This window comes from Paenibacillus mesotrionivorans (assembly GCF_046098205.1).
Lineage (GTDB): Bacteria > Bacillota > Bacilli > Paenibacillales > NBRC-103111 > Paenibacillus_AR > Paenibacillus_AR mesotrionivorans.
In genome coordinates this window covers 1-22,799 of the sequence record NZ_JBJURJ010000002.1, presented here as the reverse complement: position 1 = coordinate 22,799, position 22,799 = coordinate 1, and the positions used below count along the sequence as shown (strand labels likewise).

The 22,799-nt window shown below is 53.4% G+C and carries 16 protein-coding genes; 12 read left to right on the top strand and 4 right to left on the bottom strand.

All coding sequences use genetic code 11. From position 1 onward, the window contains the following. Nucleotides 1-138: 138 nt before the first annotated feature. The 5 genes from ACI1P1_RS02625 (at nucleotide 139) to ACI1P1_RS02605 (ending at nucleotide 6,486) form a co-directional block, all read left to right on the top strand. Nucleotides 139-1,086, top strand: coding sequence for a carbohydrate ABC transporter permease (locus tag ACI1P1_RS02625; RefSeq protein WP_416215167.1), 948 nt, complete (start codon nucleotides 139-141; stop codon nucleotides 1,084-1,086). Next, nucleotides 1,083-1,910, top strand: a complete 828-nt coding sequence (locus ACI1P1_RS02620) for a carbohydrate ABC transporter permease (RefSeq protein ID WP_416214808.1) — start codon at nucleotides 1,083-1,085, stop codon at nucleotides 1,908-1,910. The genes ACI1P1_RS02625 and ACI1P1_RS02620 overlap by 4 nt, the downstream gene beginning before the upstream one ends. 105 nt (nucleotides 1,911-2,015) lie before the next feature. Beyond that, nucleotides 2,016-3,419: an ABC transporter substrate-binding protein gene (locus tag ACI1P1_RS02615; RefSeq protein ID WP_416214807.1), complete on the top strand. Its 1,404-nt coding sequence runs from the start codon at nucleotides 2,016-2,018 to the stop codon at nucleotides 3,417-3,419. Between the two features lie 222 nt (nucleotides 3,420-3,641). After that, the gene (locus ACI1P1_RS02610) at nucleotides 3,642-4,271 is read left to right on the top strand and encodes a hypothetical protein (protein ID WP_416214806.1); all 630 of its coding nucleotides are present in this window, start codon (nucleotides 3,642-3,644) and stop codon (nucleotides 4,269-4,271) included. Continuing rightward, entirely contained in the window at nucleotides 4,249-6,486 is a 2,238-nt protein-coding gene (locus tag ACI1P1_RS02605) for a diguanylate cyclase (RefSeq protein ID WP_416214805.1), read from the top strand. The genes ACI1P1_RS02610 and ACI1P1_RS02605 overlap by 23 nt, the downstream gene beginning before the upstream one ends. Before the next feature lie 359 nt (nucleotides 6,487-6,845). Here ACI1P1_RS02605 and ACI1P1_RS02600 read toward each other — a convergent pair whose 3' ends face one another. Beyond that, nucleotides 6,846-10,472 carry a glycosyl hydrolase 115 family protein gene (locus ACI1P1_RS02600; protein ID WP_416214804.1) on the bottom strand — a complete coding sequence of 1,209 codons (3,627 nt, stop codon included), beginning with the start codon at nucleotides 10,470-10,472 and terminating at the stop codon, nucleotides 6,846-6,848. A 141-nt stretch (nucleotides 10,473-10,613) separates the two neighbouring features. Here ACI1P1_RS02600 and ACI1P1_RS02595 point away from each other — a divergent pair, with 141 nt between their 5' ends. Continuing rightward, complete coding sequence (locus tag ACI1P1_RS02595) at nucleotides 10,614-11,429, top strand: helix-turn-helix transcriptional regulator (RefSeq protein ID WP_416214803.1); 816 nt, start codon at nucleotides 10,614-10,616, stop codon at nucleotides 11,427-11,429. 98 nt (nucleotides 11,430-11,527) lie between these two features. On the opposite strand, the gene ACI1P1_RS02590 is transcribed toward ACI1P1_RS02595, so the two are convergent. Then, nucleotides 11,528-12,103 (bottom strand): hypothetical protein, encoded by a 576-nt coding sequence (locus tag ACI1P1_RS02590; protein WP_416214802.1) that lies wholly within the window; start codon nucleotides 12,101-12,103, stop codon nucleotides 11,528-11,530. Beyond that, the gene (locus ACI1P1_RS02585) at nucleotides 12,090-12,626 is read right to left on the bottom strand and encodes an RNA polymerase sigma factor (protein ID WP_416214801.1); all 537 of its coding nucleotides are present in this window, start codon (nucleotides 12,624-12,626) and stop codon (nucleotides 12,090-12,092) included. Before ACI1P1_RS02585 ends, ACI1P1_RS02590 begins: the two co-directional genes overlap by 14 nt. A 191-nt stretch (nucleotides 12,627-12,817) precedes the next feature. Here ACI1P1_RS02585 and ACI1P1_RS02580 point away from each other — a divergent pair, with 191 nt between their 5' ends. After that, nucleotides 12,818-13,588: a sialate O-acetylesterase gene (locus tag ACI1P1_RS02580; RefSeq protein WP_416214800.1), complete on the top strand. Its 771-nt coding sequence runs from the start codon at nucleotides 12,818-12,820 to the stop codon at nucleotides 13,586-13,588. Here ACI1P1_RS02580 and ACI1P1_RS02575 read toward each other — a convergent pair. After that, entirely contained in the window at nucleotides 13,554-14,168 is a 615-nt protein-coding gene (locus ACI1P1_RS02575; protein ID WP_416214799.1) for a methyltransferase family protein, read from the bottom strand. The two genes, ACI1P1_RS02580 and ACI1P1_RS02575, sit on opposite strands and share 35 nt — an antisense overlap. 186 nt (nucleotides 14,169-14,354) lie before the next feature. On the opposite strand from ACI1P1_RS02575, the gene ACI1P1_RS02570 reads away from it, so the two are divergent. From ACI1P1_RS02570 to ACI1P1_RS02550, 5 genes are all read left to right on the top strand, one after another. Then, the gene (locus ACI1P1_RS02570) at nucleotides 14,355-16,730 is read left to right on the top strand and encodes a helix-turn-helix domain-containing protein (RefSeq protein ID WP_416214798.1); all 2,376 of its coding nucleotides are present in this window, start codon (nucleotides 14,355-14,357) and stop codon (nucleotides 16,728-16,730) included. Between the two features lie 305 nt (nucleotides 16,731-17,035). Beyond that, nucleotides 17,036-18,637 carry an extracellular solute-binding protein gene (locus ACI1P1_RS02565; protein WP_416215166.1) on the top strand — a complete coding sequence of 534 codons (1,602 nt, stop codon included), beginning with the start codon at nucleotides 17,036-17,038 and terminating at the stop codon, nucleotides 18,635-18,637. Nucleotides 18,638-18,712: 75 nt separating this feature from the next. Next, on the top strand, nucleotides 18,713-19,672 hold the full coding sequence (locus tag ACI1P1_RS02560; protein ID WP_416214797.1) for an ABC transporter permease: 960 nt from the start codon (nucleotides 18,713-18,715) through the stop codon (nucleotides 19,670-19,672). Between the two features lie 53 nt (nucleotides 19,673-19,725). Then, the gene (locus tag ACI1P1_RS02555) at nucleotides 19,726-20,607 is read left to right on the top strand and encodes a carbohydrate ABC transporter permease (RefSeq protein WP_416214796.1); all 882 of its coding nucleotides are present in this window, start codon (nucleotides 19,726-19,728) and stop codon (nucleotides 20,605-20,607) included. Nucleotides 20,608-21,411: 804 nt separating this feature from the next. Continuing rightward, the coding region (locus ACI1P1_RS02550; protein ID WP_463605673.1) for a rhamnogalacturonan lyase family protein at nucleotides 21,412-22,799 on the top strand (1,388 nt) is incomplete at its 3' end.

Genomic DNA, 22,799 nt, shown 5'->3' with positions numbered 1-22,799 from the left:
GGAATTAACAATTTCTTAAGGAATTTACCATAAATTCCTTACATTCCATTGACATTGGGGAAATACAAGCCCCTTACACTGGGATAGGAGTTAGGTTAGGAACAAATTCCCAATAAAGGTGGGGTAGATTTGAATTCGATGGAGGGAGAACTCACCATCCTTGCGCCGGCCATTGCCGTCAAGCCGGACCGGAAAACACAATCGCTGCTCCGTTTGAAGCGGAGGGAGAACGCCATCGGGTACCTGTTCTTGGCGCCATCCCTGCTTGTATTTGGCATCTTTCTGTTTTATCCGCTGCTGCAATCTCTTTATCTCAGCGTGCATCTGACGGACCCGCGCGGGCGGATCGCCGCTTTTGTGGGGCTGGAGAATTTCGCGAACCTGCTCACCTCAGCTGTTTTCTGGAACTCCCTGAAGGTAACCGGGCTGTTTACGCTGCTTACGGTTCCCACGGGAATTGTACTGGGTTTGCTGCTGGCCGCCTTGACGCACACCAGGCTGCGGTACATGCGGGTATTCCAGTTCATCTTCTCACTGCCCTTAGCACTGTCCGTAAGCACCACAGCCATTATCTGGATGATGCTGTACCATCCGACACTGGGGATGTTCAACTACCTGCTCAGCGTTATCGGCCTGCCCGCCGTCCAATGGCTGACGGACCCGTCTATGGCGCTTTTTTCCATTGCCATCATGACCGTATGGATGCATTCAGGCTTTAACTATATCGTGCTGCTAAGCGGCCTTCAGGGAATCTCAGAGGAAATCTACGACAGCGCCAGGATCGACGGCTCCGGCCCGATGCGCACCTTCGTGCAAATTATCTTCCCCTTGCTGACACCTACTGTGTTCTTCCTGGTCATCGTGTCCATTATCCAGGCGTTTCAAGCCTTCGGCCAGATCCATATTTTGACCAAAGGCGGGCCTGCCGGCTCCACAGATGTGTTCGTCTATTCGATTTATAAGGAAGCCTTCGTGAACTACCAATTCGGCACCGGCAGCGCCATGGCACTTGTGCTGTTTGTGATTATCCTCATTCTGACGGTGATCCAGTTTACGGTGCTGGAGAGGAAGGTGCATTACCAATGAGCTTAAAGCGTGTTTCCGGCCACAGCTTGTATTACGTGCTCCTGACCATTGCAGGAGCGGTTATGATCTATCCGCTGCTTTATACCTTCCTGGCGGCATTCATGACACCTGATGAGGCGATGGTGTATCCGCCCAAGCTGCTTCCATCCGGTGTTTACCTGGAGAATATACGGAAGGTGCTGGAGATTATCCCGGTTGCCCGGTTCATCTCCAACAGCTTCGTTATTGCTGCGCTGATTACCCTCGGACAAGTAGTGACAGGGGCTATGGCGGCATACGCGTTTGCGTATGTGCCCTTCCGGTACAAGTCCTTCTGGTTCGCTCTGTTCCTGTCCACCATGATGATTCCGTGGGAGGTCACCATCATTCCTAACTATCTCACGGTCAAAAAATGGGGCTGGCTGGACTCCTATCCGGGTTTGACGATTCCTTTTCTGGCATCGGCCTTCGGCGTATTCCTGCTCCGCCAGTTCTTCCTGCAGCTGCCCCGGGAGCTGTTCGAGGCGGCGCGGATGGACGGCTGCGGCCATATCCGGCACTTTCTGAGGATTGTGCTTCCCCTGTCCCGCCCAGCGCTGGCCACCTTGTCCGTTTATGTATTTCTGCAATCCTGGAACATGTATCTGTGGCCCTTGCTTATCACCAACAGCACGGAGATGCGGACGGTCCAGATCGGAATCGGCATGCTGCAATTCGAGGAGTTCACCTCCTGGAGCCTGGTGCTGTCCGGTGTTGCCATCGTTCTTTTGCCGTCCCTGCTCCTGCTGGTTCTGGGGCTGAAGCAGCTGGTGCGCGGTATCACAGCGGGAGCGGTCAAGGGCTAAGAAAGCCTGGCCCGGCGATTCGGGTGATTCCGGTGATCCCCGCCGTCAGGCGGTTCACAATATACAGGGATACATACCAACCATTAAGGGAGAGAGAAACCAAACATGAAATCGATGATGCGAAAAGGTCTTACGGCGGTCCTGGCTGCCGGAGCATTAATGGCCACCGCCGCTTGCGGAGGGGTCACGGAGCCCGGAAGCAACGGCTCCGCTGCCTCCTTGCCTGCCAACAGCGAAAAACCGGCTGCCTCCACAGCCGCAGCTGACAAAAAGGAGCCGGTGAAGATTGTTTGGTGGCATTCCATGGGCGGCGAGCTGGGCAAGGCAATAGACAAGGTTGTGACAGACTACAACGCCTCCCAAACGGGTATCAAGGTGGAGGTTGTGTACCAAGGCACCTACGATGAGAGCCTGAATAAGATGAAGGCCTCCATGGATTCCAAAAGCGGCCCCAATATGATCCAGGTATTCGAAATCGGCTCCCGCTTCATGATCGATTCCAAGGCCATTACCCCCGTCCAGACCTTCATCGACCAGGAAAAATACGATTTGTCCCAGCTGGAGGAAAATATACTCGGCTATTATACCTTCGACGGCAAGCAGTATTCCATGCCGTTTAACACCTCCAACCCGATCCTTTATTACAATAAGGACATGTTTAAAGCAGCGGGGCTGGATCCCGAGAAGCCGCCGCAAACCTTTGAAGACGTGAAAAAAGCCGCAGCCTCTTTGACCAAGGACGGTAAAACCGGCGCTTCCTTCGCCATCTACGGCTGGTTCGCCGAGCAGTTCTTCGCCAACCAGGGCGCCGAATATGTAGACAACGGTAACGGCCGCACCGCACCGGCTACCAAGTCCCTTGTGAACAGTGAAGCGGGTCTTAAAACCCTCTCCTGGTGGAAGGACCTGGTTGATACCAAGTCCGCCGTGAACCTGGGCCGCAAAACCGATGACACGAAGAAGGCCTTCCTTGCGGGACAAGTGGCGATGACGCTGGATTCCACCGCTTCTCTCCGGGGGATTGTGGATGCAGCTGCGGGCAAGTTTGAGGTGGGTACGGGCTTCCTGCCCAAACCCGAGGGGGCAGCCCAAGGCGGCGTAGTTGTCGGCGGAGCCTCCAACTGGATTCTGAACAACAAGCCGGAGGCGGAGCAGAAGGCAGTTTGGGAATTCATGAAGTATCTGGCCAAGCCGGAGATTCAGGCTCAATGGCATATCAGCACCGGCTATTTCCCCATTACCAAAAAAGCCTACGACGAGCAGATCGTGAAGGACAACATGGCCAAATACCCGCAATTTAAAACCGCAGTCGACCAGCTCCACGGCACCAAGTTGAGCAAAGCCACCCAAGGTGCCGTCATGGGGGTGTTCCCGGAAGCGCGCCAGCTGGTGGAGGGCGCCATCGAGGAGGCACTTACCGCCAAGAAGCCGCCTGAGCAAGCGCTGGACGATGCGGCCAAGGCTATCACAGAAAAGATCGGGAACTATAACAAGACGGTGGCGAAATAAAATTTTAATAGGCCAATGCAGCTGCGGGTAAGCCCCGGATGCATTGGCTTTTTAGCTGCATTCGGCGTACACATGGTTCATCCTAATTTGGCCTCAATAGAGAATTCCCAGAAGTTTTACCTAATTTTTATCTGGATTTTACAAAATCATGGTGAGCTGGATAGGAAAATCGTCCCAGTCTGTCGAATCTCGTAGTAAGCGCGAGATAGATGGAGGGAATTTATGATGATGAAGCAGCCGTATTCCAAACTTGAACCAACCATGCAAACCGGTGATTTGATCCTGTTCAGCGGGCAATACCCGATCAGCAAGATGGTAGAGCGGTTGGAGGGAAGCATGTGGTCGCATGCCGCCATGGTGGTGCGTTTACCGGAATGGGACACGCCGCTGCTGTGGGAATCCACCGCTTTAACCAATTTGCCCGATGTCCAGTTTCATGACCAGACCACCGGCCCCAAGCTGGTGGATCTGAAGAGCAGGCTGCTTACCTACGGAAGCGATGTAACTCCCTATGTTCCGCCCCGGTATGCGGTGCGCCCGCTGGATGTGGAGCGTACCCCGGAAATGATCCAGGCTCTGACCTCCCTGTTCACCGAACTCCATGGCATTCCCAATCCGGGCGAATGGAAAATGATCGCCGAGGTGGTGGAGGGGCGGTTTTTCCGGATCCGGTCCAAGCTGGATAATTATACCTGCGGGGAGCTTGTGGCGGAGTCCTACATTAAGCTGGGTCTGTTGGATCCGAAGGCGGTTATTAACGGATTTATGCCTAAGGATTTCTCCACGGACGGCAGACTTCGGCTGTTGAAGGGGAAGCTGGAGGACGAAATTGAGATCGATCTTCATTCCTGAGGAAAAAATGGCAGGTTTGATTTCTCTGGCCCTTAAAAGCTTGGGTCTTTTGCTGGTTCTCCTGGTTTTGGCCGGCGGAGCCGCATGCGCAAGGGCAGCCGGGGAGCAGGATGTGCTGGAGATTACGGCAGAGCAGCTGCAGGAAGGACCGCTGGATCTGGCCTCTGTGCTCCGGATTGCCGAGGACCGGGACCGCTCCTGGACGCTGGAGACTGCTGCTGATCCGGCGGGAGACGGGAGGTACCGTCCGTATACCGGCAGCGGGCTGGCCGGAAGCCAGTCGGAATCCGCCTTTTGGGTGAAGCTGGAGCTTGCTCATATGGAAGCGGAACGGAGGGATCTGGTTCTGGAGCTGGAGAAGCCGCACCTGAGCCGGGTAACCTTCTATTGGATAGAAGGAACCACAGGACGTTTGCTGAAGGAAGTAGAGGCAGGCCGTGCCCTGCCCTTTAAGGACAGGCTTGTCCAGCACCGGGATTTTATCTACCCCGTTTCCTTTGCTCCGGATTCCCGGCAGGTGATCTATATGCGGATCGTAACAGACAGTTACCTGCAGCTTCCCATGAAGCTGTGGACAGCGGAGGAGTTTGCGGAGAAGGAGCAGGGAACCAACCTGGCGTTGGGGATTTTTTACGGCGTTATGCTGGGAATCGCCTTGTTTAATCTGTTCTTGTTCCTGGTTATCCGGGAGCGGGTGTACCTGTATTACGTGCTGTTTGTTACGGCTTTTGCCCTGCTGCAAGCCGTTTGGGACGGTATCGCCTATCAATATCTGTGGCCCGCATGGCCCGGCTGGGAAGCCAAGTCCAACCCGGCCTTGCTGGTAACCGTAGTGCTGCTTGCGCTTGTGTTTACCCATCACTTCCTCTCGGCTTCGGAATATGCTCCGCGCATCGGGAGATTGAACCGGCTGGCTGCCGGCGGACTGATGGTGCTGTTGTTGCTGCTCCTTCTGCTGCCGCCGGGTGGTCTGGCCACCCAGGCTGCCGTTTACGGGGTAGCTGCCGGCCTGGTTATGACCGCGGCCAATTTCATCGGAGTCCGGTTCCGCACCCGTGCCTCCCGTTATTACGCCGCAGCCTGGCTGCTCCTGCTGGCAGGAGCACTGGTGAATATGCTGGCGGCATTCAAGCTTTTGCCCTTGAATGCCGTCACCCTTTATGCGCCGAGGATCGGGATGGGTGGAGAGGCGATGCTATTGTCCATGGCATTGGCTGACCGGTACAACACCCTCAAAAAGGCGAAACAATCGGAGGAGAGGCAAGGACTGCTGCTTCGTGAGCTTCACGAGATGTCCAAAACCCTGACGGCTACCTATGATCTGGACCGTTTATTGGATTACACGGTGGAGAGTTTCGTCAGAGTGACGGGTTGTGAGGCGGGTTGTATTGTGCTGGAGTCCGATGAAGGGGCTGCGGTGAAGGCTGCCCGGGGGAATATCGGGTCATGGACAGGTGCCCATACTGCCGGGGTGGACACGGATAACCATGCGGATGTGTTGGAGGGGCCCCGCATCCGGCTGGAGATTCCCATCCGGCATCAAGGACGCCAGTTGGGCGAGGTGCTTCTGTTCAGCAGCCGCCCGGTACAGGTGCCGGATAATGAGCTGGCCATCCTGGCGGAATACGCCGGACAGGTGGGCATCTCCATTGAGAATGCGCGGTTATTCCAGGAAATCAGCCGTATGGCCACCACCGACGGGTTAACAGGGGCCTTCAACCGTTCCTATGTGCTGCAGCTGGCGGCTTCAGATTTTCGGAGGTGTCAGGAGGCGCGGGAGCCCATGTCCCTCATGATGCTGGACATTGATTGGTTTAAGGAAATCAATGACCGGTATGGCCATATGGCGGGGGACAAGGTGATCCGGAAGGTGGCGCGGACACTGAAGAAGCTGGTTCATACCAATGGGATAACGGGACGGTATGGCGGCGAGGAATTTATTGTCCTGCTGCCGGGGATGAAGCTGGAGGTGGCCCGCCAGCTGGCGGAGAAGCTGCGGGAAGGAATCGGCATGCTGGATATTCCTGTGGACGGGGCAGGAATGGTGCGCGTAACCGTCAGTTTGGGTCTGGCTGCTGCGGCTCCTTCCGTGAAGGGTGTGGAGGAGCTGGTGAACCTCGCCGATGCGGCGTTGTATCGGGCCAAAGCGGCGGGCCGCAACCGGGTGGAGGTGGAGGTTCCGGCTGCGCGGCGGCAAAGCGGAACAGTCCAGTGAGGGAGTGGGAGCGGCTAACGGAAGCTACGGCTGTTAATGGGAGCGGGGGGCGCGGCTACGGAAGCTACAACCGCTAACGGACACCACAGCCCTTATTTCCTCCAAAACCGCCCTTCACAAATTCTAACGGACGCCAGCGCCGCTATTTAGCCAAAAGCAGGCCGTTTGAGGCTAATTGGGCTCCAATAAGAGCGCTGGCTTCCGTTAGATTTTCCAAACACCATTTTTCGCCCAAATAGAGGCTCTCACTTCCGTTAGGCTGTCGCATGTCATCTTCGCGTCATCGGACAGACTGGCACTAAGACGAAAAAGCCGCTATGCAGGCCAAATTGGGCCAACAATAGCGGTTTTTTTGCTGGTTACTCTGCGCTCGTCCGCAGCGAATCCTTCCAATCCGCATCCACCGGTGGCAGCTCGTCGCCCAGTGTCAGATAGATCCGGTCCACCCGGAGCTGGGATTTCCGCGCCAGAATGGAGAGGATATGCTCGCCCGTAGTCAGCTCCAGCTCGGACAGGAAGCACCAATAATACACATATGCCGTGTTATACGTATGGTGATTGCCCTTCCGGGGCTGCTCCTCAAGGGGCCGGGCAGTACCGTCCACTGCCAGGTAGCAGGAATCGGACTGGTTGTTATAATGCCTCATGTGCAGCCAAATCCGGTATTGGCCAGCGGTACTGATATTCACGCGGTAATGCAGGCCAGGTGCTGCGGCCGGATCCTCCCAGAGGAGACCGGGAGGCGCCACATGCATAGCCAAGCCCGTCCGCCCGTTGGTTTCGGCCTGCAGGTGGCTCCAGGTCAATCCGCTGCCGTCCCCGGCCGGGGTCAAAAAGGCATCGTCAGAGTCTGCCAAGGCATATTCCGCTTCAATGGCCAGAACACCTCCGGCTTCCACGAATGTGCCGGAGCCGAATTCCCGGAGGATATCCTTGGGGCCATCGGATTTCCGGAGCTCCGCATACCGCGGGGCACCCGGCTGCTGCTGGGGCACTTTTTCAACCGGGATAAAGGTGATGTCCTTAATCTTATTGTAGGCGGGGGAGACATACAACGCGTCCGGAAGCGGGAGGTCCCCTGCTTTTGTCCGGTACAGCTCCTCACACAGCCTCGTGAGCCCGGCCTCATCCCAAGTTGGGCTTTCCAGCCCATATTCCGCCGCAGCTATCCCCGCAAGAGTGCTGGCCACCGGTCCGAGACTGGTTTCCTTCCGCACCCCTGTATAAAGCACCAGCTTGCTGACCGTAACGAAGGGATCCACCATGTACAGCTGCAAGGAATGGGTCCCCGCAGACAGATGGGGCAACCGGATAAAGAGCTTTTCCCCGTTGTTAAAGATGCTCTCCTTCCATTGTCCTGTCCATTCGTCCCGGGTTTCCGATTCCACCCATTCAGGTGCCTGGCTATCCACCCCGATTCCGAAGCGGATCCGGCCGGTGGAGTTCAAGGTGAGGTTCCGCTGGATCTCCAGAAGATGGTTTCCCCCGGTCTGGAGGTAAAAGTCATAGTCCAGATACGGCTGTCCGGAAGATTCGCCCTCCAGGGAACGCAAGTCCGGCGACCAGGCTATCACTGCGGCCCCTTCGTATCTGCCGAGCCCGGCTACCTGTACCCAGCCTGCTCCGTTTTTGTCCACGGATTTGGAGAACTCAGCAGCGGGTATGGAGACAGAGCTGTCGGACTCCACATAATCGGCAAAGGCTTCCGGCAGGGCAAGCTCCTCCTCCACCCGGACCAGAACCGGAATCGCCGTGCCGTTCCGATGGTCATGCACCGTAATTGCCGTTTCCTTCCCGACGTGTTGGCCGGGATCAAGCACCGTCACCAGAATCCGCTTTTCCGCCTGCACAACGCCTTCCGCTTCCGAAACTGTGATCCATTCCACTCCGGCTTCCACCGTAATGGAGAAGGGAATGCTGCCTGTGCCCTGGTTGCCCAGCTCGATCCACTTCTGCTTCCGGCCATAAGGGGAAAAGGAAAGTGCATCCTCCTCATTCCACAGCAAAACCTGCAGCCCGCTTCCTTCAATGCGCAGGGCCGGTTTCCGGGCGGGGAACATGGCGGTGGGCGGAGGCGGGAAGCTCTCCGGGGTCATGATGCCGTCCCATTTGCCGCCGGACATGATTTTATTGTAGAAATGGATCATGGTCCGTTTGCAATCCGACATACCGGCTGAGAGCTCCGAGTATCTGTCAGCCGCCTGCATGTTTCCGCGTTCATACGAAAGCACACTCCGGTCCGCATAATAGAATTCCAGATTGGTATAATAGGAGGCATGGATTTTCATCAGGAACAGCTGGAAGAAGGCATCCCGCTCCTCCGTTGGCAGGCGCTCCAGAATGGCGTTCCCCCGCCGGAAAACCTCCTCCAGCCGCTGGGCTCTGCGGCCCGCTTCGTCCCCGTAGGCGGTTTGGGAGAATACGTCCGAGTTCATATGCTCGATCTTGCGAACGTCAGTGGCTTGGGCAAAAATCTCATAAAGCACCGCGGCCTCCGCTCCGTGCTGCCCCGTGAAGTTGGTGTCGATCCAGTGTTTGGTGAACTGGAACGTATCCTTGGTTATGCCCGTTTCCTTGCCCGCTTCCCAGCCGTACCGCAGGAAATATTCCATGTCCTGCTCAACAGGCTTCAAACCCCCGATATTCAGCACCCACAGCTTGCGGATACCGGACTCATAGGATTTCCTGAGCTCATTTCCCGTGTGGGCTAAGGGCATGGAGCTGATGAACAGATAGCTCATGGCCGAGCCCGGATGGGCCCAGTAGGAGCAGTGGAAATACAAGCCGTTGCCTCCCTCGCGGCTCCGTTCCGCCTCATTGGGATAGCGCCGCATATGCCCGAAATTATCGTTGGCCCAGACCAGAGTCATGTCCTCGGGCAGCTCCAGGCCTTGGTCATACAGCTTCAGCACCTCTTTATAAGGGATGAAGGTTTTCAGCGCATCGTCTGCTTTCTTTTGCCCCAGCACATCCGTCAGGATCTGCTTCTGGTCCCGGATCACCTGCCCCAGCAGGCGGACCTTGGCCTCCACCTTTTCCGCCTCCGTTAAAGTAGGGTCTTCTGTAATCGCCTTAGTCACAAATCCGCTGTCATGAATGCCCCGCATCCCCATGGTGAAGCTCACTTCATAATGCTGGTTCGTCTCCACACTCTCCCGCCAGTATTCCTGCAGAATTTCCCGGTTCCGGCCTTCAATGGAATAGTCGTAGACGGCATCGGTGTAGCCTTTGGCTGTGATCCACGGACTCCATTCATTCTGGTTGCTGCGCAACAGCATGTCACAGTGGGAGGTGCCCACCACAATCCCCATCCGCTCCGCAAGGGCGCCATTCTCCGGATTTCCGTTAAAATAATTTACGTGCATAGCCGGCCAAATATAGTTGGCCTTCAGGCGGAGCAGCAGCTCAAAAATCCGGCTATACGTATACGGACCGATGGTGCCGTCCGGCGTATGGAGCTTGGCCCAATCCTCCAGCTCCTCCTCGTCGTTAATGAAGATGCCCCGGTATTGGACAGAGGGCCAATCCGCCTTGCAGAGGTCAGCTGGGATGCAGTAGGTTTCCTTGGTTTTGACTGGCACATCCGCCCAATAATACCAAGGCGATACGCCCATGTCCTCACACAGGTCATACATCCCGTAGATAGCGCCGCGTCTGTCCGTTCCGAGAATGTAGAGCACCCCGTCCCGAACCTCCTGCAGGTAAGCCTCCCAACGCCAGGAGCCGTCCTCCTGCTTCAGCTTGTCCGAGGACAAGCCCTTTTGGGCGATCACGGACTCCAGTTCTCCGACCGTCCCGATTACAACGCGGCATTGCTCCAAATCTGTGGAGAGAACAGCGGAACAGCCGCATACCGAGCCGATGTCCCGTTGGAAATTGGCCGCTGCCAATTGAACCGCCTCATTTTCAGAGGGAGAAAGATAGATATGAACCGTTTGATGCCTGGAAAAAACTTCAAGGGTTGATTGTTTGTCTGTTGAAGCCATCCGCAAAGCCAGCCTCCTTTTGAGGTGAAGTCTTATCTCCACTATAGCGGACAATGGGGGCAATAATCTTTTATTATCTTGCCGTTCTGGCTGATTGTTGTATTATATTGCTATAACCGTATAACAAGGAGCTGGAGCGGTATGCGAAACCCTGATTTGTTCCGGACAGACCCGTTCTTTTTTATTGAATATATGAAGCATGATGCCAACCACCAGATGACCAACTTCCATTACCATAATTCCTACGAGCTCTACATTCTTGAAGAAGGCTATCATCATATGCTGGTGAATGATTCCGTCTATGACGTAACCCGGCACGACGTGGCTCTGTTCAAGCCCCATGTGTTCCACAAAAGCCGCAGCAACCAGGCTTGTGCCCGGACTTGCGTCTACTTTACGGACCGTTTCCTGCGCCTGTATTTTACCGAGCGGGCAGCCAAAGCGCTTTTGGCCTGTTTTGACCGGGAGGTCATTTCCCTTTCCAAGGAGTCGTTTCCCCGTGTCAAAAAGCTGCTGCTCCTATTGGAGAGGGAAGATCCCTCAAACCCGGACAACCGGATATTCGTCCATTTGGCGGAGGTTCTTCATATTCTCAATGAAAATAAAAGTGTGCCCCGGATGGAGCAGCCGCCCCTGGTTCACCCCAAGTTTACGCCGATTCTGTCCTACATCCATCAGCATTACAATAAAATTGTCCATATCCAGGAAATTGCCGACCATTTTTATATGTCCAAATATTATTTGTGCCGCATCTTCAAGGAAGCCACAGGGGTAACGCTGACGCATTATATCAACAACATAAAAATTCAAAACGCTTGCCACATGCTGGTGAACACCGACCGATCCATTCTGGAGATTGGCAATGCCTGCGGCTTTAACTCCTCCATGTACTTCTGCAAAATCTTCAAGGAGGCCTTATCGGTCACCCCCAGCGAGTTCAGGAGGGGGGCGAGGTAATTAGGGGGTTAAGGACAATATCTCACGGACATCTTTTTGATCAATTTGCCAAATTCCCGATTCGCTTTTGATAAACCGTATTTTTCTTTCTCCGCCCTTCAGATATGCTTCACTCGATGCTGAATCCGGTGTAAGTGAAAGTTCGGCGGAATTTCCTTGAATTTTCTCTGTGATATAATAATTTTTTTCCATTTTTCCCACGACGTGATGATTTTATCTCTTGGAATCATCTCTGTAGAATCTTGAACCACAAGCTGCTTTGGGAATGCTTCATTATTAAATCGAACGGTCAAGAGCCACAGTTTAAAAATATCGGTTGGAGGCAGCTCAGCCAATACACTGGTTTGGGCTAACGAATTTGTTGACTGATACACATCGAACACTTCTCTGGGAATCCGCCAACTGGGATCGAGATATAGAATTTGGTTTTTCTCATCAAGGATAGGCTGGGGGCGGACCACCGTGTGACGCTTTTCAGGAAACGTAACCACGATCAGAACAAATAACATAACCGCGGCTAACAAACTGACGTGTCTCCATATTTTCAGATCACGTTTTTTTTCCTTTACGGATAGCTTTGCCATAACTTTCATACCTTGTTCCGAATCAAAGGTGCGGATCACAAATGGCTCTTGTTTTAACATGGCATACCATTCAGGCTTAGACGGTTTCATGAATCAATCCCTCCCATATGGCGGATACCTTTTTTCTTGCTCGCGAAAGCCTTGATTTGACGGTTCCAACCGAGATACCCAACAAATCGGCTATCTCCGGTGCTGTCATTTCGTATTTGGCATCCAGAATCAGGACCTCCCGAAACTTTACGGGCAGCTGTAGAACAACCTGCCAGATTTCGTTGGACACATACGCGTCCATAGCCTCGGTTTCCGCTGAGGTAGCTGTGTTTTCTCCCTCAATCCACTCCATCAAAATAACTCTGCGGAAGAACGCGTTCCGTTTGATATTCCGGCTGATGTTGCGGGTAATCGCAAACAGCCAGGTTCTCAACGAAGACTCTCCTCTATAGGAACCGATATTCCGGTATACAGAAAGAAACACATCCTGGGAAATATCGTCGGCCAAATCGCGTTTCCCGGTTAAAAAATACGCATAATTCCATACATCCTGGCCATATGTCAGCATGACCTTCTTAAATGTTTCCTCATCCATCTCGCTTACAAACCTCAAGTGCTCCACGCGGCCATCTCCATCCATATAGACACAGGTCCGAACCGAAAGGTTCCCTTTTGAAGTGACAGAAGTCTATTTCCGGCTAAAAATGGGACTGGCAGAATACAGTCCGATATGATAACCTCGGACAAGAATAGAACTGCCGGCAGCTGGAAAATTTGAACGCGGAGTTGAAGGGAATGGGAGTCGACAGCAGTATGAAAGTGGATTTGATCATGTTTATGGGCCAGTCCAACATGGCCGGCCGCGGAGCGGTGGAGGAGGCCCCGGCTGTGCCGGAGGAGGTGGGCTATGAATTCCGGGCGATCTCCGATCCGACCCGGCTCTATCCGTTAGCGGAGCCCTTCGGGGTCCAGGAGAATAATCCGGAGAGTGGTGTAAGCGAATCCAAAAAAACCGGTTCGATGGTCTCCTCCTTTGTTCTGGCTTATCATCAGGCGGTAGGCAGGCCGGTTGTAGGTGTGTCTTGCTCCGTCGGAGGCACCTCCATCAACCAATGGCTTCCGGGCGGGGGATTTTTGCAGGATGCCATCGCGCGGTACCAGGCTGCTAGGAAGTGGCTCGTGGAAAATGGATACATCATCAACCGCCAGTTTATGGTCTGGTGCCAGGGGGAAACCGACGGGGACAAAAGAATGAGTGGCGGCGAGTATACAGCCAAGGTCACCTCCATGATCGATGCCATGATCTCCTCCGGTTTGGAGACCTGTTATCTGGTGCGCATCGGCAACCACCGGGATGACCCCGAGCTGTATCAGGAAATTATGGCTGTCCAAACAACCCTTTGCCAAACCCATCCCCATGCTGTACTAGTCTCAACCCGGTTTGCGTCCATGGCCGCGGAAGGACTGATGAAGGACCCTTTCCATTATGTGCAGGAAGGGTATAACCGGACCGGAACGGATGCCGGGAAGAATACCGCATTCCATATTCTCACCGGGAAGAAGCCTGCTTTAGAAATAACGTAACATATCTGCCGGTGTTTTTTCTGTATTTTACATACTCCGCGCCAAAAGCAGAAATCAGGAATTTTTCTTCCTCCACAATCTGAAGATGCAGAAGAGCTGTACACAAAACGAAGAAAAGAAGACTCACCGGATTGCAGAATGCCAGTGTGATTCCAAGGTAAAACAGATCAAACCCTAAAAAAGCGGGGTTCCGGCTGAAGCGGTAAAGCCCATCGGTCACCAGCTCCGTTTTTTGAGCCGCATCGACGCCAGCACGCCAACTATTTTTCATGGTGGCCATTGCTGCAATAAAAATCATCGTACCTGCCAGTGCGGCTGCAATTCCGGTATACCGGAGGGCATTGCTGGAAATGAACGATATCCACCGGGTGTCCATTACAATGCTGCCCAACTGTACTCCGGCCATCGAGAAGGTGGTTATCTTTAAGCTGACTTCAATAACCAAGGTTTTTTTGGGTTTGTTTCCGCGCCCCAGTCTATCCGTCGAAATGCCCAGGGTGCGCTGCAGCCGTTGTTTAGCAAAGTAACTGCCATAAAAGCTTAAAACAATGAGTAATCCTGCTAATTGAATTGTGGTCATGAGAGATACGCCTCCTTTATGTAACTTCATGAATATATGAGCAATTGTTCATATGTTTATTATATTTTGATTATTTGTATGAAGTCAAGAAGATTTCATCAGATAATTGCCACATTGTTTTGCGCTAGGCTTGCATGTACAATAGAGGGGACTCATGCCGGAAACCCAACTGATGGGAGAATGTGGATGGAGAAACAACGAAAAAAATGGTTTAACAGCCGCAGTGTGCTGATGACGTGGACGTTGTCGTATTTGGCTGTTTTGCTGCTTCCGGTTATTTTAAGCGCCTTGGTTTACATGCAGTCCAGCAAAATGCTGACCGATGAAATCCATCTGGCCAACAACTCGCTGCTGAAGCAGCTGCGGGAGCTGATGGACAAGCAGGTGGAGGCAATGGAGCGCCTCAACTTCGAGCTGAACTGGAATACGAAGGTCCGGGAGCTGGTGGACCAGCATAAATACAATATTTATCCGGAAGAATATCTGTATGATCTTCACAGTGCCACCAAGGATCTGGTTTTGTACCAAACGGCGTATTCCGAGGCGGACTTATTCTACGTTTATATCGCCAAACAGGATACGGTGATGCTGCCCGGCATTTACCGCGATACCCGGTTCGCTTATAACGAGCACCACCAGTCCTCCGAGCTCAGCTACGAGGAATGGATTAGCCTCCTCCGCAGGGACAAGTTCAAGGGCTTTGTGCCCATGAAGCGGCTTCTGGACAGAGGCGGCTCTTTGCCTGCATTGGCTTATATCAGCACCTATGATTACGAGGACGGCAAACCAGCCGGCGCCAACGTTATTATGGTGGACCAGTCCAAGATTCTCACGGCCATCAACAATATTCAGGCCTTCAGCAAAGGCCAGGTCCTGATTGCGGACGCCGATAACAAGGTGTTAATCTCCAGCTCCGAATCAACCCTTTCCTCGGAGCTGCCCTTCGGCAAACTTCCGGAGGGAGGAGGGATGTTCTTTTGGAAATCGGGGGGGAATAAGTACGAGGTATTCAATATCCCTTCCGCGGTTTCCAAGCTCCAGTACATCTCCATCATCCCCAGTGAGATCTATTGGAAAAAAGCCCAGCTGGTCCGCAATTTGACCCTGGCAAGCATTGCTGTAAGCTTGTTGGGCGGAGGCCTTCTGACTTATTTCTTCCTGAGGAAAAACTATAACCCTGTCCAACGGCTGGTTTACGCATTCCGCAATAAGCCGTCAGGCAGGGAGAATAACGGCAATGAATTTCTATATATCCAGCAAGCGGTGGACCAGACCCTGACAGAAATGGATCATATGGTGCTGGAGATGAAAAAGCAGCATTACACCCTGCGCTCCAACTTTGTCACCCGGCTCTTGAAGGGTAAACCGGATAACGGCCTGCCGTTGGAGGAATCCTTGGCTGCTTATGAGATGGAGCTGCTGTCGGAGGAATTTGCCGTTCTGCTGTTCTACGTGGAGGACCATGATATTTTCCTGGAACGCATTCAAGGCAAAAGCACCGGAGAAAAGCTGAAGCTGCTGGACTTCATCGTCACCAATGTAGTGGAGGAGCTGGCGAACAGTAAGCATCGCGGCTATATGACGGAAGCGGATGATGCGCTGGCGTGCCTGATCAGCCTTTCTGCGAAATCCCCGGAGGAGCAAATGCAGGATCTGCTCCAGGTTGCCCGCACAGCCCAGGAATTTTTGGCCGAAAAATACAGCATCTATATCACGGTATCCCTCAGCAGCGTGCACAGCGGACTGGAGCAGGCTCATCAGGCCTATCAGGAAGCGATGTATTCGATGGAATACAAGCTGGTCATGGGCAAGCAGGAGATCCTCCCCTATGAGGAGATTGAACGCTACACCAGCCGGTCGGAGTCGGATTCCGGGTATTATTATCCTTTGCAAAGCGAGCAGCAGCTGATCAATTATGTGAAGGTGGGGGATTTCCCCGCTGCCAAGGGCGCATTGGAGGAGGTTCTGGAGATGAACTTCTCCAAGCATTCCGTATCGGTGCCGGTAGCCCGCTGTCTGATGCTGGATCTGGTAGGCACGCTCATCAAGAGCATCGGGGAATTAGGCGGAGCCCAGGAGAATATTCTGATCCAGAACCCCAGGCGGATAGACAGGCTGTCTTCCTCGGAGACGCTGGCCGAAATGCGGGAGCAGCTGGTTTCCATGCTTCAGGAGGCCTGTGAATTTGCCGAAGCCAAACGTATGCAAAATGTCCAATTGAACCGCCAGCGGGCTCTGGACGGCTTGATCGGGGAAGTTTCCGCCTATATTGACGGGCATTATACCGATCCCGGCCTGAATGTTTCCCTGCTGGGGCAGCTGTTCGAGATGAAGCCCACTTATCTGTCCAAGCTGTTTAAGGACCAGACGGGGGAAGGTCTCCTGGAGACAGTGAACCGGAAGCGCATCGAACGGGCCAAGCAGCTGATGTCGGGGAGCCGGTTAACGGTGAATGAAGCAGCCGAAAAATCCGGCTTTAACGATGTGGGCACCTTTATCCGTACCTTCAAAAAAATAGAGGGAATCACCCCCGGCAAGTACAAGGAAATAAACGACGAATAAGGCGGTTTGCCTCAAGCCCTGATCCGGAGTATGGTCTGCCGGACGGGTTTTTTTCTTATCCAAGAGCAATGAAAAAGCGGTTTTTGGACCATATGCGTATGTGTTTGGCGATATTGCCGATTCCCTGCAGAGCGTTTTCAATTCCTTTGGATGTACTGAAGATATACAAGGGAAGCGGGGAAACTTTATAGTAAAGGCATGAGCTGCCGGCGAGCAGCTCGCAGGATAACAGCCCATTTTACGGACGATTAAAAAGGAGGTTAACAAGAGTGCGGAATACATTCAAAAAGACAGTGCCCGCTCTGATGGCATTCGCAATGGCAGGTGGAGCGCTGGCAGGCTGCTCTGACAAAAGCGGGGACCAAGGTGCGGCATCCCCTGCCGCAGGTTCCTCTGCAGCTCCGGCAGCAGCGGTTACGTATCCGATTCAAACCGACAAAACCCTGACCTACTGGGGGGCTCTGCCCAACAACCTGGTGGGCGTCAAGTCCAAGCATGAAGAGGTTCCCTTCTATCAGGAATGGCAAAAGCGGACAGGCATCAAGGTGAATTTCACCACCCCGCCTGCCAACCAGACCAATGAAGCCTTCAACGTGATGCTGGCTTCCGGGGAATTGCCGGATATGCTGGAATACAACTTCTTTAACTTCCCGGGCGGACCGGAAAAAGCTATCAAAGACGGCTACATCATGAAGCTGAATGACCTGATCGACAAGTATGCGCCGAATTACAAGAAGTTTCTGAAGGAGCATCCGGAAATCGACAAGATGGTCAAAACGGATGAAGGCAGCTATTATTCCTTCCCGTTCATCCGGGGCGATGATTCTCTCCTGATTTTCCAAGGTCCTGTTATCCGTAAGGACTGGCTGGATGAGCTGGGACTGCCGGTGCCGGAAACCATTGACGATTGGACCACTACCTTGAAGGCCTTCAAGGAGAAAAAGGGTGCCAAGGCCCCTATTTCCTTCGTGGGCAAGCCGCGGGTGTTTAATGAATTGGGCAACGGCGCCTTCGTGGGAGCCTTCGGTGTAACCCGTGACTTCTATCTGGAGAACGGCGCCGTCAAGTTTGGTCCTGCCGAAAAAGGCTACAAGGAATTCCTGACGCTCTTCCGTCAATGGTATGCGGACGGCTTGCTGGACAAGGATGTGGCCACTGTGGATTCCAAGGTGCTGGACGCCAACATTACCTCCGGCGCAACAGGCGCAACCTGGGGCAACGCCGGCGGCGGCATCGGCAAATGGCAGCCTCTGCTGAAGGAAAAGGACGCTAAGGCTTCTGTGGTAGGAACCCCGTATCCGGTTCTGAAGAAGGGCGAAACGCCGAAATTCGGCCAACGGGACTATGCATTCTCCACCGGAGGTATGGTGGCTATTTCGACCAAATCCAAAAATGCCGAGCTTGCTGTGAAAATGCTGGATTACGGCTACAGCCAAGAAGGTCAGCTGTTCCATAACTTCGGTACCGAAGGCACCAGCTACAAGATGGAGAACGGCTATCCGAAATATACCGATCTGATCATGAAGAACCCGGACAAACTGGCGCCGGCACAAGCCATGAGCCTTTACATCAGAGGCAATACCATGGGCCCCTTCGTTCAGGATAAACGTTATTCCGAGCAGTATCTGAACATGCCGGAACAGCAGCAGGCGGTATCCATCTGGCAGAAGACAGACATGGCCAAGTACCAGATGCCGTTGGTAACCCCCACTCCGGAGGAAAGCGCCGAGTTTGCCAAGATCATGACCGACGTGAATACCCTGGTGGATGAAATGACGCTGAAGATTATTCTGGGCGCAGAGCCGCTGGAAGCATATGAGAAGTATGTAGAGAAGATGAACTCCATCAAGCTGTCCCGTGCCATCGAAATTAAGAAGGCGGCACTGGAGCGTTACAACAAGCGGTAAGCGTAGAACAGATGTGCCGGGAGAAGCGGGTTGTCCCTTCTCCCGGTTTTGATAGAGAAGGAGGAGTGGCAGGAGATGTCCAAGGTGGCGGCGGTTCAAGGTCATGAGGCCGTAATAGACAGAAACAGCTTCAAGCACCGGTTTAAACGGGACTTTAAGCTGAATAAGCTGTTGTATTTTATGATGATTCCCGTTTTAGCATATTACATTATTTTCCATTATTTCCCCATGTACGGGGCGGTAATCGCCTTTAAGGACTATTCCCCCATGAAAGGGATTATGGGCAGCGAATGGGTCGGTTTAGCCCACTTCAAGGATTTCTTCGGCAGCTATTATTTTTGGCGGATTCTGATTAACACAATCGTTATCAGTGTATACTCCCTGATTTTTATGTTCCCGGCTCCGATCATTCTCGCCTTGCTGATTAATGAAGTGAAGAACCAGGCCTTTAAACGGGTTGTCCAGACGGTTTCGTATATGCCGTATTTTATTTCGCTGGTCGTTATTTGCGGCATGATTACCGACTTCACCAATAGCAACGGCATTATTAATACAATCTTCTCCTGGTTCGGCTATGACGGGGCAGCGATGCTGCAGAAGCCCGGATTGTTCCGCCCGATCTATATTTTCTCTGAAGTATGGCAAAAGATCGGTTGGGACTCCATCATCTATATTGCGGCTCTGATGGGTATTGACCAGGAGCAATATGAAGCGGCCAGGATCGACGGCGCCAGCCGGCTGAAGCAGATGTTCTATATTACGCTGCCCGGCATTCTGCCCACCATCACCATTATGTTTATTCTCCGGATGGGCAATATGCTGAACGTCGGCTTCGAGAAGATTATCCTTTTGTATAATCCGGTTACGTATGAAACGGCGGATGTGATATCCTCCTTCGTGTACCGGAAGGGTCTTCTGGAATTCGGCTGGAGCTACAGTACCGCAGTGGGACTGTTTAATTCGATTGTGAATCTGGTGCTGTTGATCTCGGCGAACTATATCAGCCGCAAGGTGAACGACAGCGGTCTGTGGTAAGCATATGCTTACGAAGCTGGCTTTTCTGACAGAAAGCCTTGAGGAGGAATAATATGTACGCGAAAACCGGCTCTGGAGAAAGAGCCTTCATTATCACCATCTACGTGGTGCTTTCCGCACTGGTGGTCGTCACCTTGTATCCGCTGTTGTATGTAGCGTTTGCCTCCTTCAGCGATTCGTCCCAGCTTATCGCCCACCGGGGCTTTATGTACAAGCCCTTGGGCTTCAGCCTGGAAGCCTACAAAAGTGTATTTAACAACCCCGGAATCATAAAGGGCTACGGCAACACGCTGTTTATCCTGGTGGCAGGCGTATCGCTGAACCTGCTTCTGACCGCTATTGCGGCCTATGTATTGTCCCGCAGAGGGGTTATGTGGAACAGCTTGTTTACGATTCTGATCGTATTTACGATGTTTTTCCATGGCGGTTTGGTTCCGTTGTATCTGGTGGTCAAGGGGGCGGGCCTCATTGATTCCTTATGGGCCACCATCATCCCGTTTGCAGTGAGTACCTTCAACCTGATTATTATGCGCACGTCCTTCCAGGCTATACCCGAGAGTCTGGAGGAATCGGCCAAGATTGACGGCGCCAACCATCTGACCATTCTGTTCCGGATTGTGCTGCCTCTGTCCATGCCGGTAGTGGCGGTTATGATTCTGTATTATGCGGTGGAAAAATGGAATGCCTGGTTCTATGCGTCCATCTTCCTGAAGGACCGGAACCTGTTTCCGCTGCAGCTGGTGCTGCGGGAAATCCTCATCGCCAACTCCACGGACAGCATGACGGCCGGAGCCAGCTCCGGGGACCAATTCAAGATTGGCGAAACCATCAAGTACGCCACCATCATGGTAGCGACCGTGCCGATTCTGGCGGTGTACCCTTTCGTGCAGAAGTATTTCGTCAAGGGTGTTATGATCGGTGCGGTGAAAGGGTAAGGGCAAGGGGGCTTCCCCGGCCTTGTTTGTGAGAGAGACTATCCTCCTCTTGGGAGGGTAGTTTTTGTTTGTTTCGAAAGCGAATTAGTCCACTCCATGACACAGCTCCTTTTGCTGCTCCAAACCGATGGCCAATTGGTTCGCTCTATGATACAGCTTACTTTGTTCCTCCAAATCGACCGTCAACTCATGCTCTCTTCACCGACCCTTTCCATCTGCTGCTATCCTGTCCCTGCCAACACCCTTACCCGCCTCCCAGCACTATTACCGCCAACTAGCACCATTATCCGCCAACTAGCACCATTATCCGCCTTCTGTAAATGCCACGTTATGCTTCGTTAACCGGCTAACGGAACTCAGCGACTCTTAGAGGCTCATATTCCGGTTGTTTCGGCTGCAACGGAACTGAGAAACTCTTAGAGGACAAAAGTCGGGTTTTTAGCCCTGTTTTCATGCTCTAAGGGCTGCTGAGTTCCGTTACAATATGCAGACGGCACATTTTGATGTTTAAGGGCTTCTTAGTTCCGTTAGCGCTCCTGCTGAGGCGGATTCAGCCAATAATGGCGGAAACTCATAGAATAATAGTGATTTGTATATTACTTAATATATAAAAAAAGTAATAATATGTAATATATATAATGAAAACGGTTTTATCCTATCGCAGCAAGATAATGCAATCTCATCAAGATAATATTAGCTGGCGAAACGCGCCTATCAAAAATGTCCCATTGCCGGAAGCTGCACGCGGAGGTACTCTACACTGGACACATGTGTGTAGATAACCAGCAGGGCAGGAGGTAAGCAATGGGTGTACAGATGGAGCAATTGAACCGGGGGCTGGCGGCAGTCCCCACCCCCGAGGGAATATTCGTCAACTGGCGGCTGTTGGGCAATGAAGTAACAGGTGCTTCCACACGCGGCATGGCGGGGGCGGATTTCCGCCTGTACCGTGACGGCGTGAAGCTGGCTGACGTGACGGACAGCACCAACTATCTGGACCGCTCCGGCAGCGCAGAGTCGGTGTATGCGGTGGCGGCGGTGGTCAACGGGGTGGAGCAGGAGACTAGTGCCCAAGTAAAGGCATGGGAAGCTCCTTACCTGGAGATCCGGCTGCAGAAGCCTGCCGACGGGGTCACCCCCGCAGGCCAAGCCTATACCTACAGCGCCAACGACATGAGTGTGGGCGATGTGGATGGCGACGGCGAGTATGAATATATCGTCAAGTGGGATCCGTCCAACTCCCATGATGTTTCCCATGTGGGTTATACCGGCAACGTCTACCTGGACTGCTACAAGCAGGATGGCCGGCTTTTGTACCGCATCGACCTGGGAGTCAATATCCGGGCGGGGGCGCATTATACGCAATTTTTGGTGTATGACTTCGACGGCGACGGCAAGGCCGAGCTTATGTTCAAAACCGCGCCGGGTACCAAGGTGATCCGATACGAGGACGGCAAGCCGGTCTCCGAGGCGTTCATTACCCTCCTCCCGGAGGATGCTGCGGCGGGGTACAGCCACACCGACGATTACCGGATGAGCGGCGCGGATTATGTGGCCCATGTTGTAGAGATGTTCCAGAGCTGGCATGCCCATGAAGAAGTGGTGGCTGGACGTTGGCCCGCTACGCTGGAGGATTGCTTTGGCATCGCGCCTCAGTACAGCTATCCGCTGTCCCGGGAGGATGCGGAGAAGCTGGCAGACTATTTCGTAGACGTATACGCCCCCAGCCGGAGTCCCCGGAACAAGCTGCGGGAGTTTGAAGGATTTATCCTGAAAGGCCCGGAATACCTGACCGTGTTCCGCGGCGACACTGGCGAAGAGCTCTCCACCGTACGCTACAAGCCGGGACGCCATGACGACGGGCTGATGTGGGGCGATTATTCCTGGAACCGGATTGAACCGGGCAATCGGGTGGACCGTTTCCTGGCCGGGGTGGCGTACCTGGACGGACGCACCCCTTCGGCACTGTTTGCCCGCGGGTATTACACACGGGCGACGATGGCCGCCTACAACTGGGATGGCAAGGAGCTCACGGAGCTGTGGTATACCGACAGCGGTTGGGTCACCATGAATAATCCCTTCGCGGATACGCTCCATGAGCCCAATGGCTCCAATCCGGGCTTCGGCAGCTTCGCCAAACAAGGCGCCCATGCGTTGTCCACAGCGGATGTGGACGGGGACGGCTGCCAGGA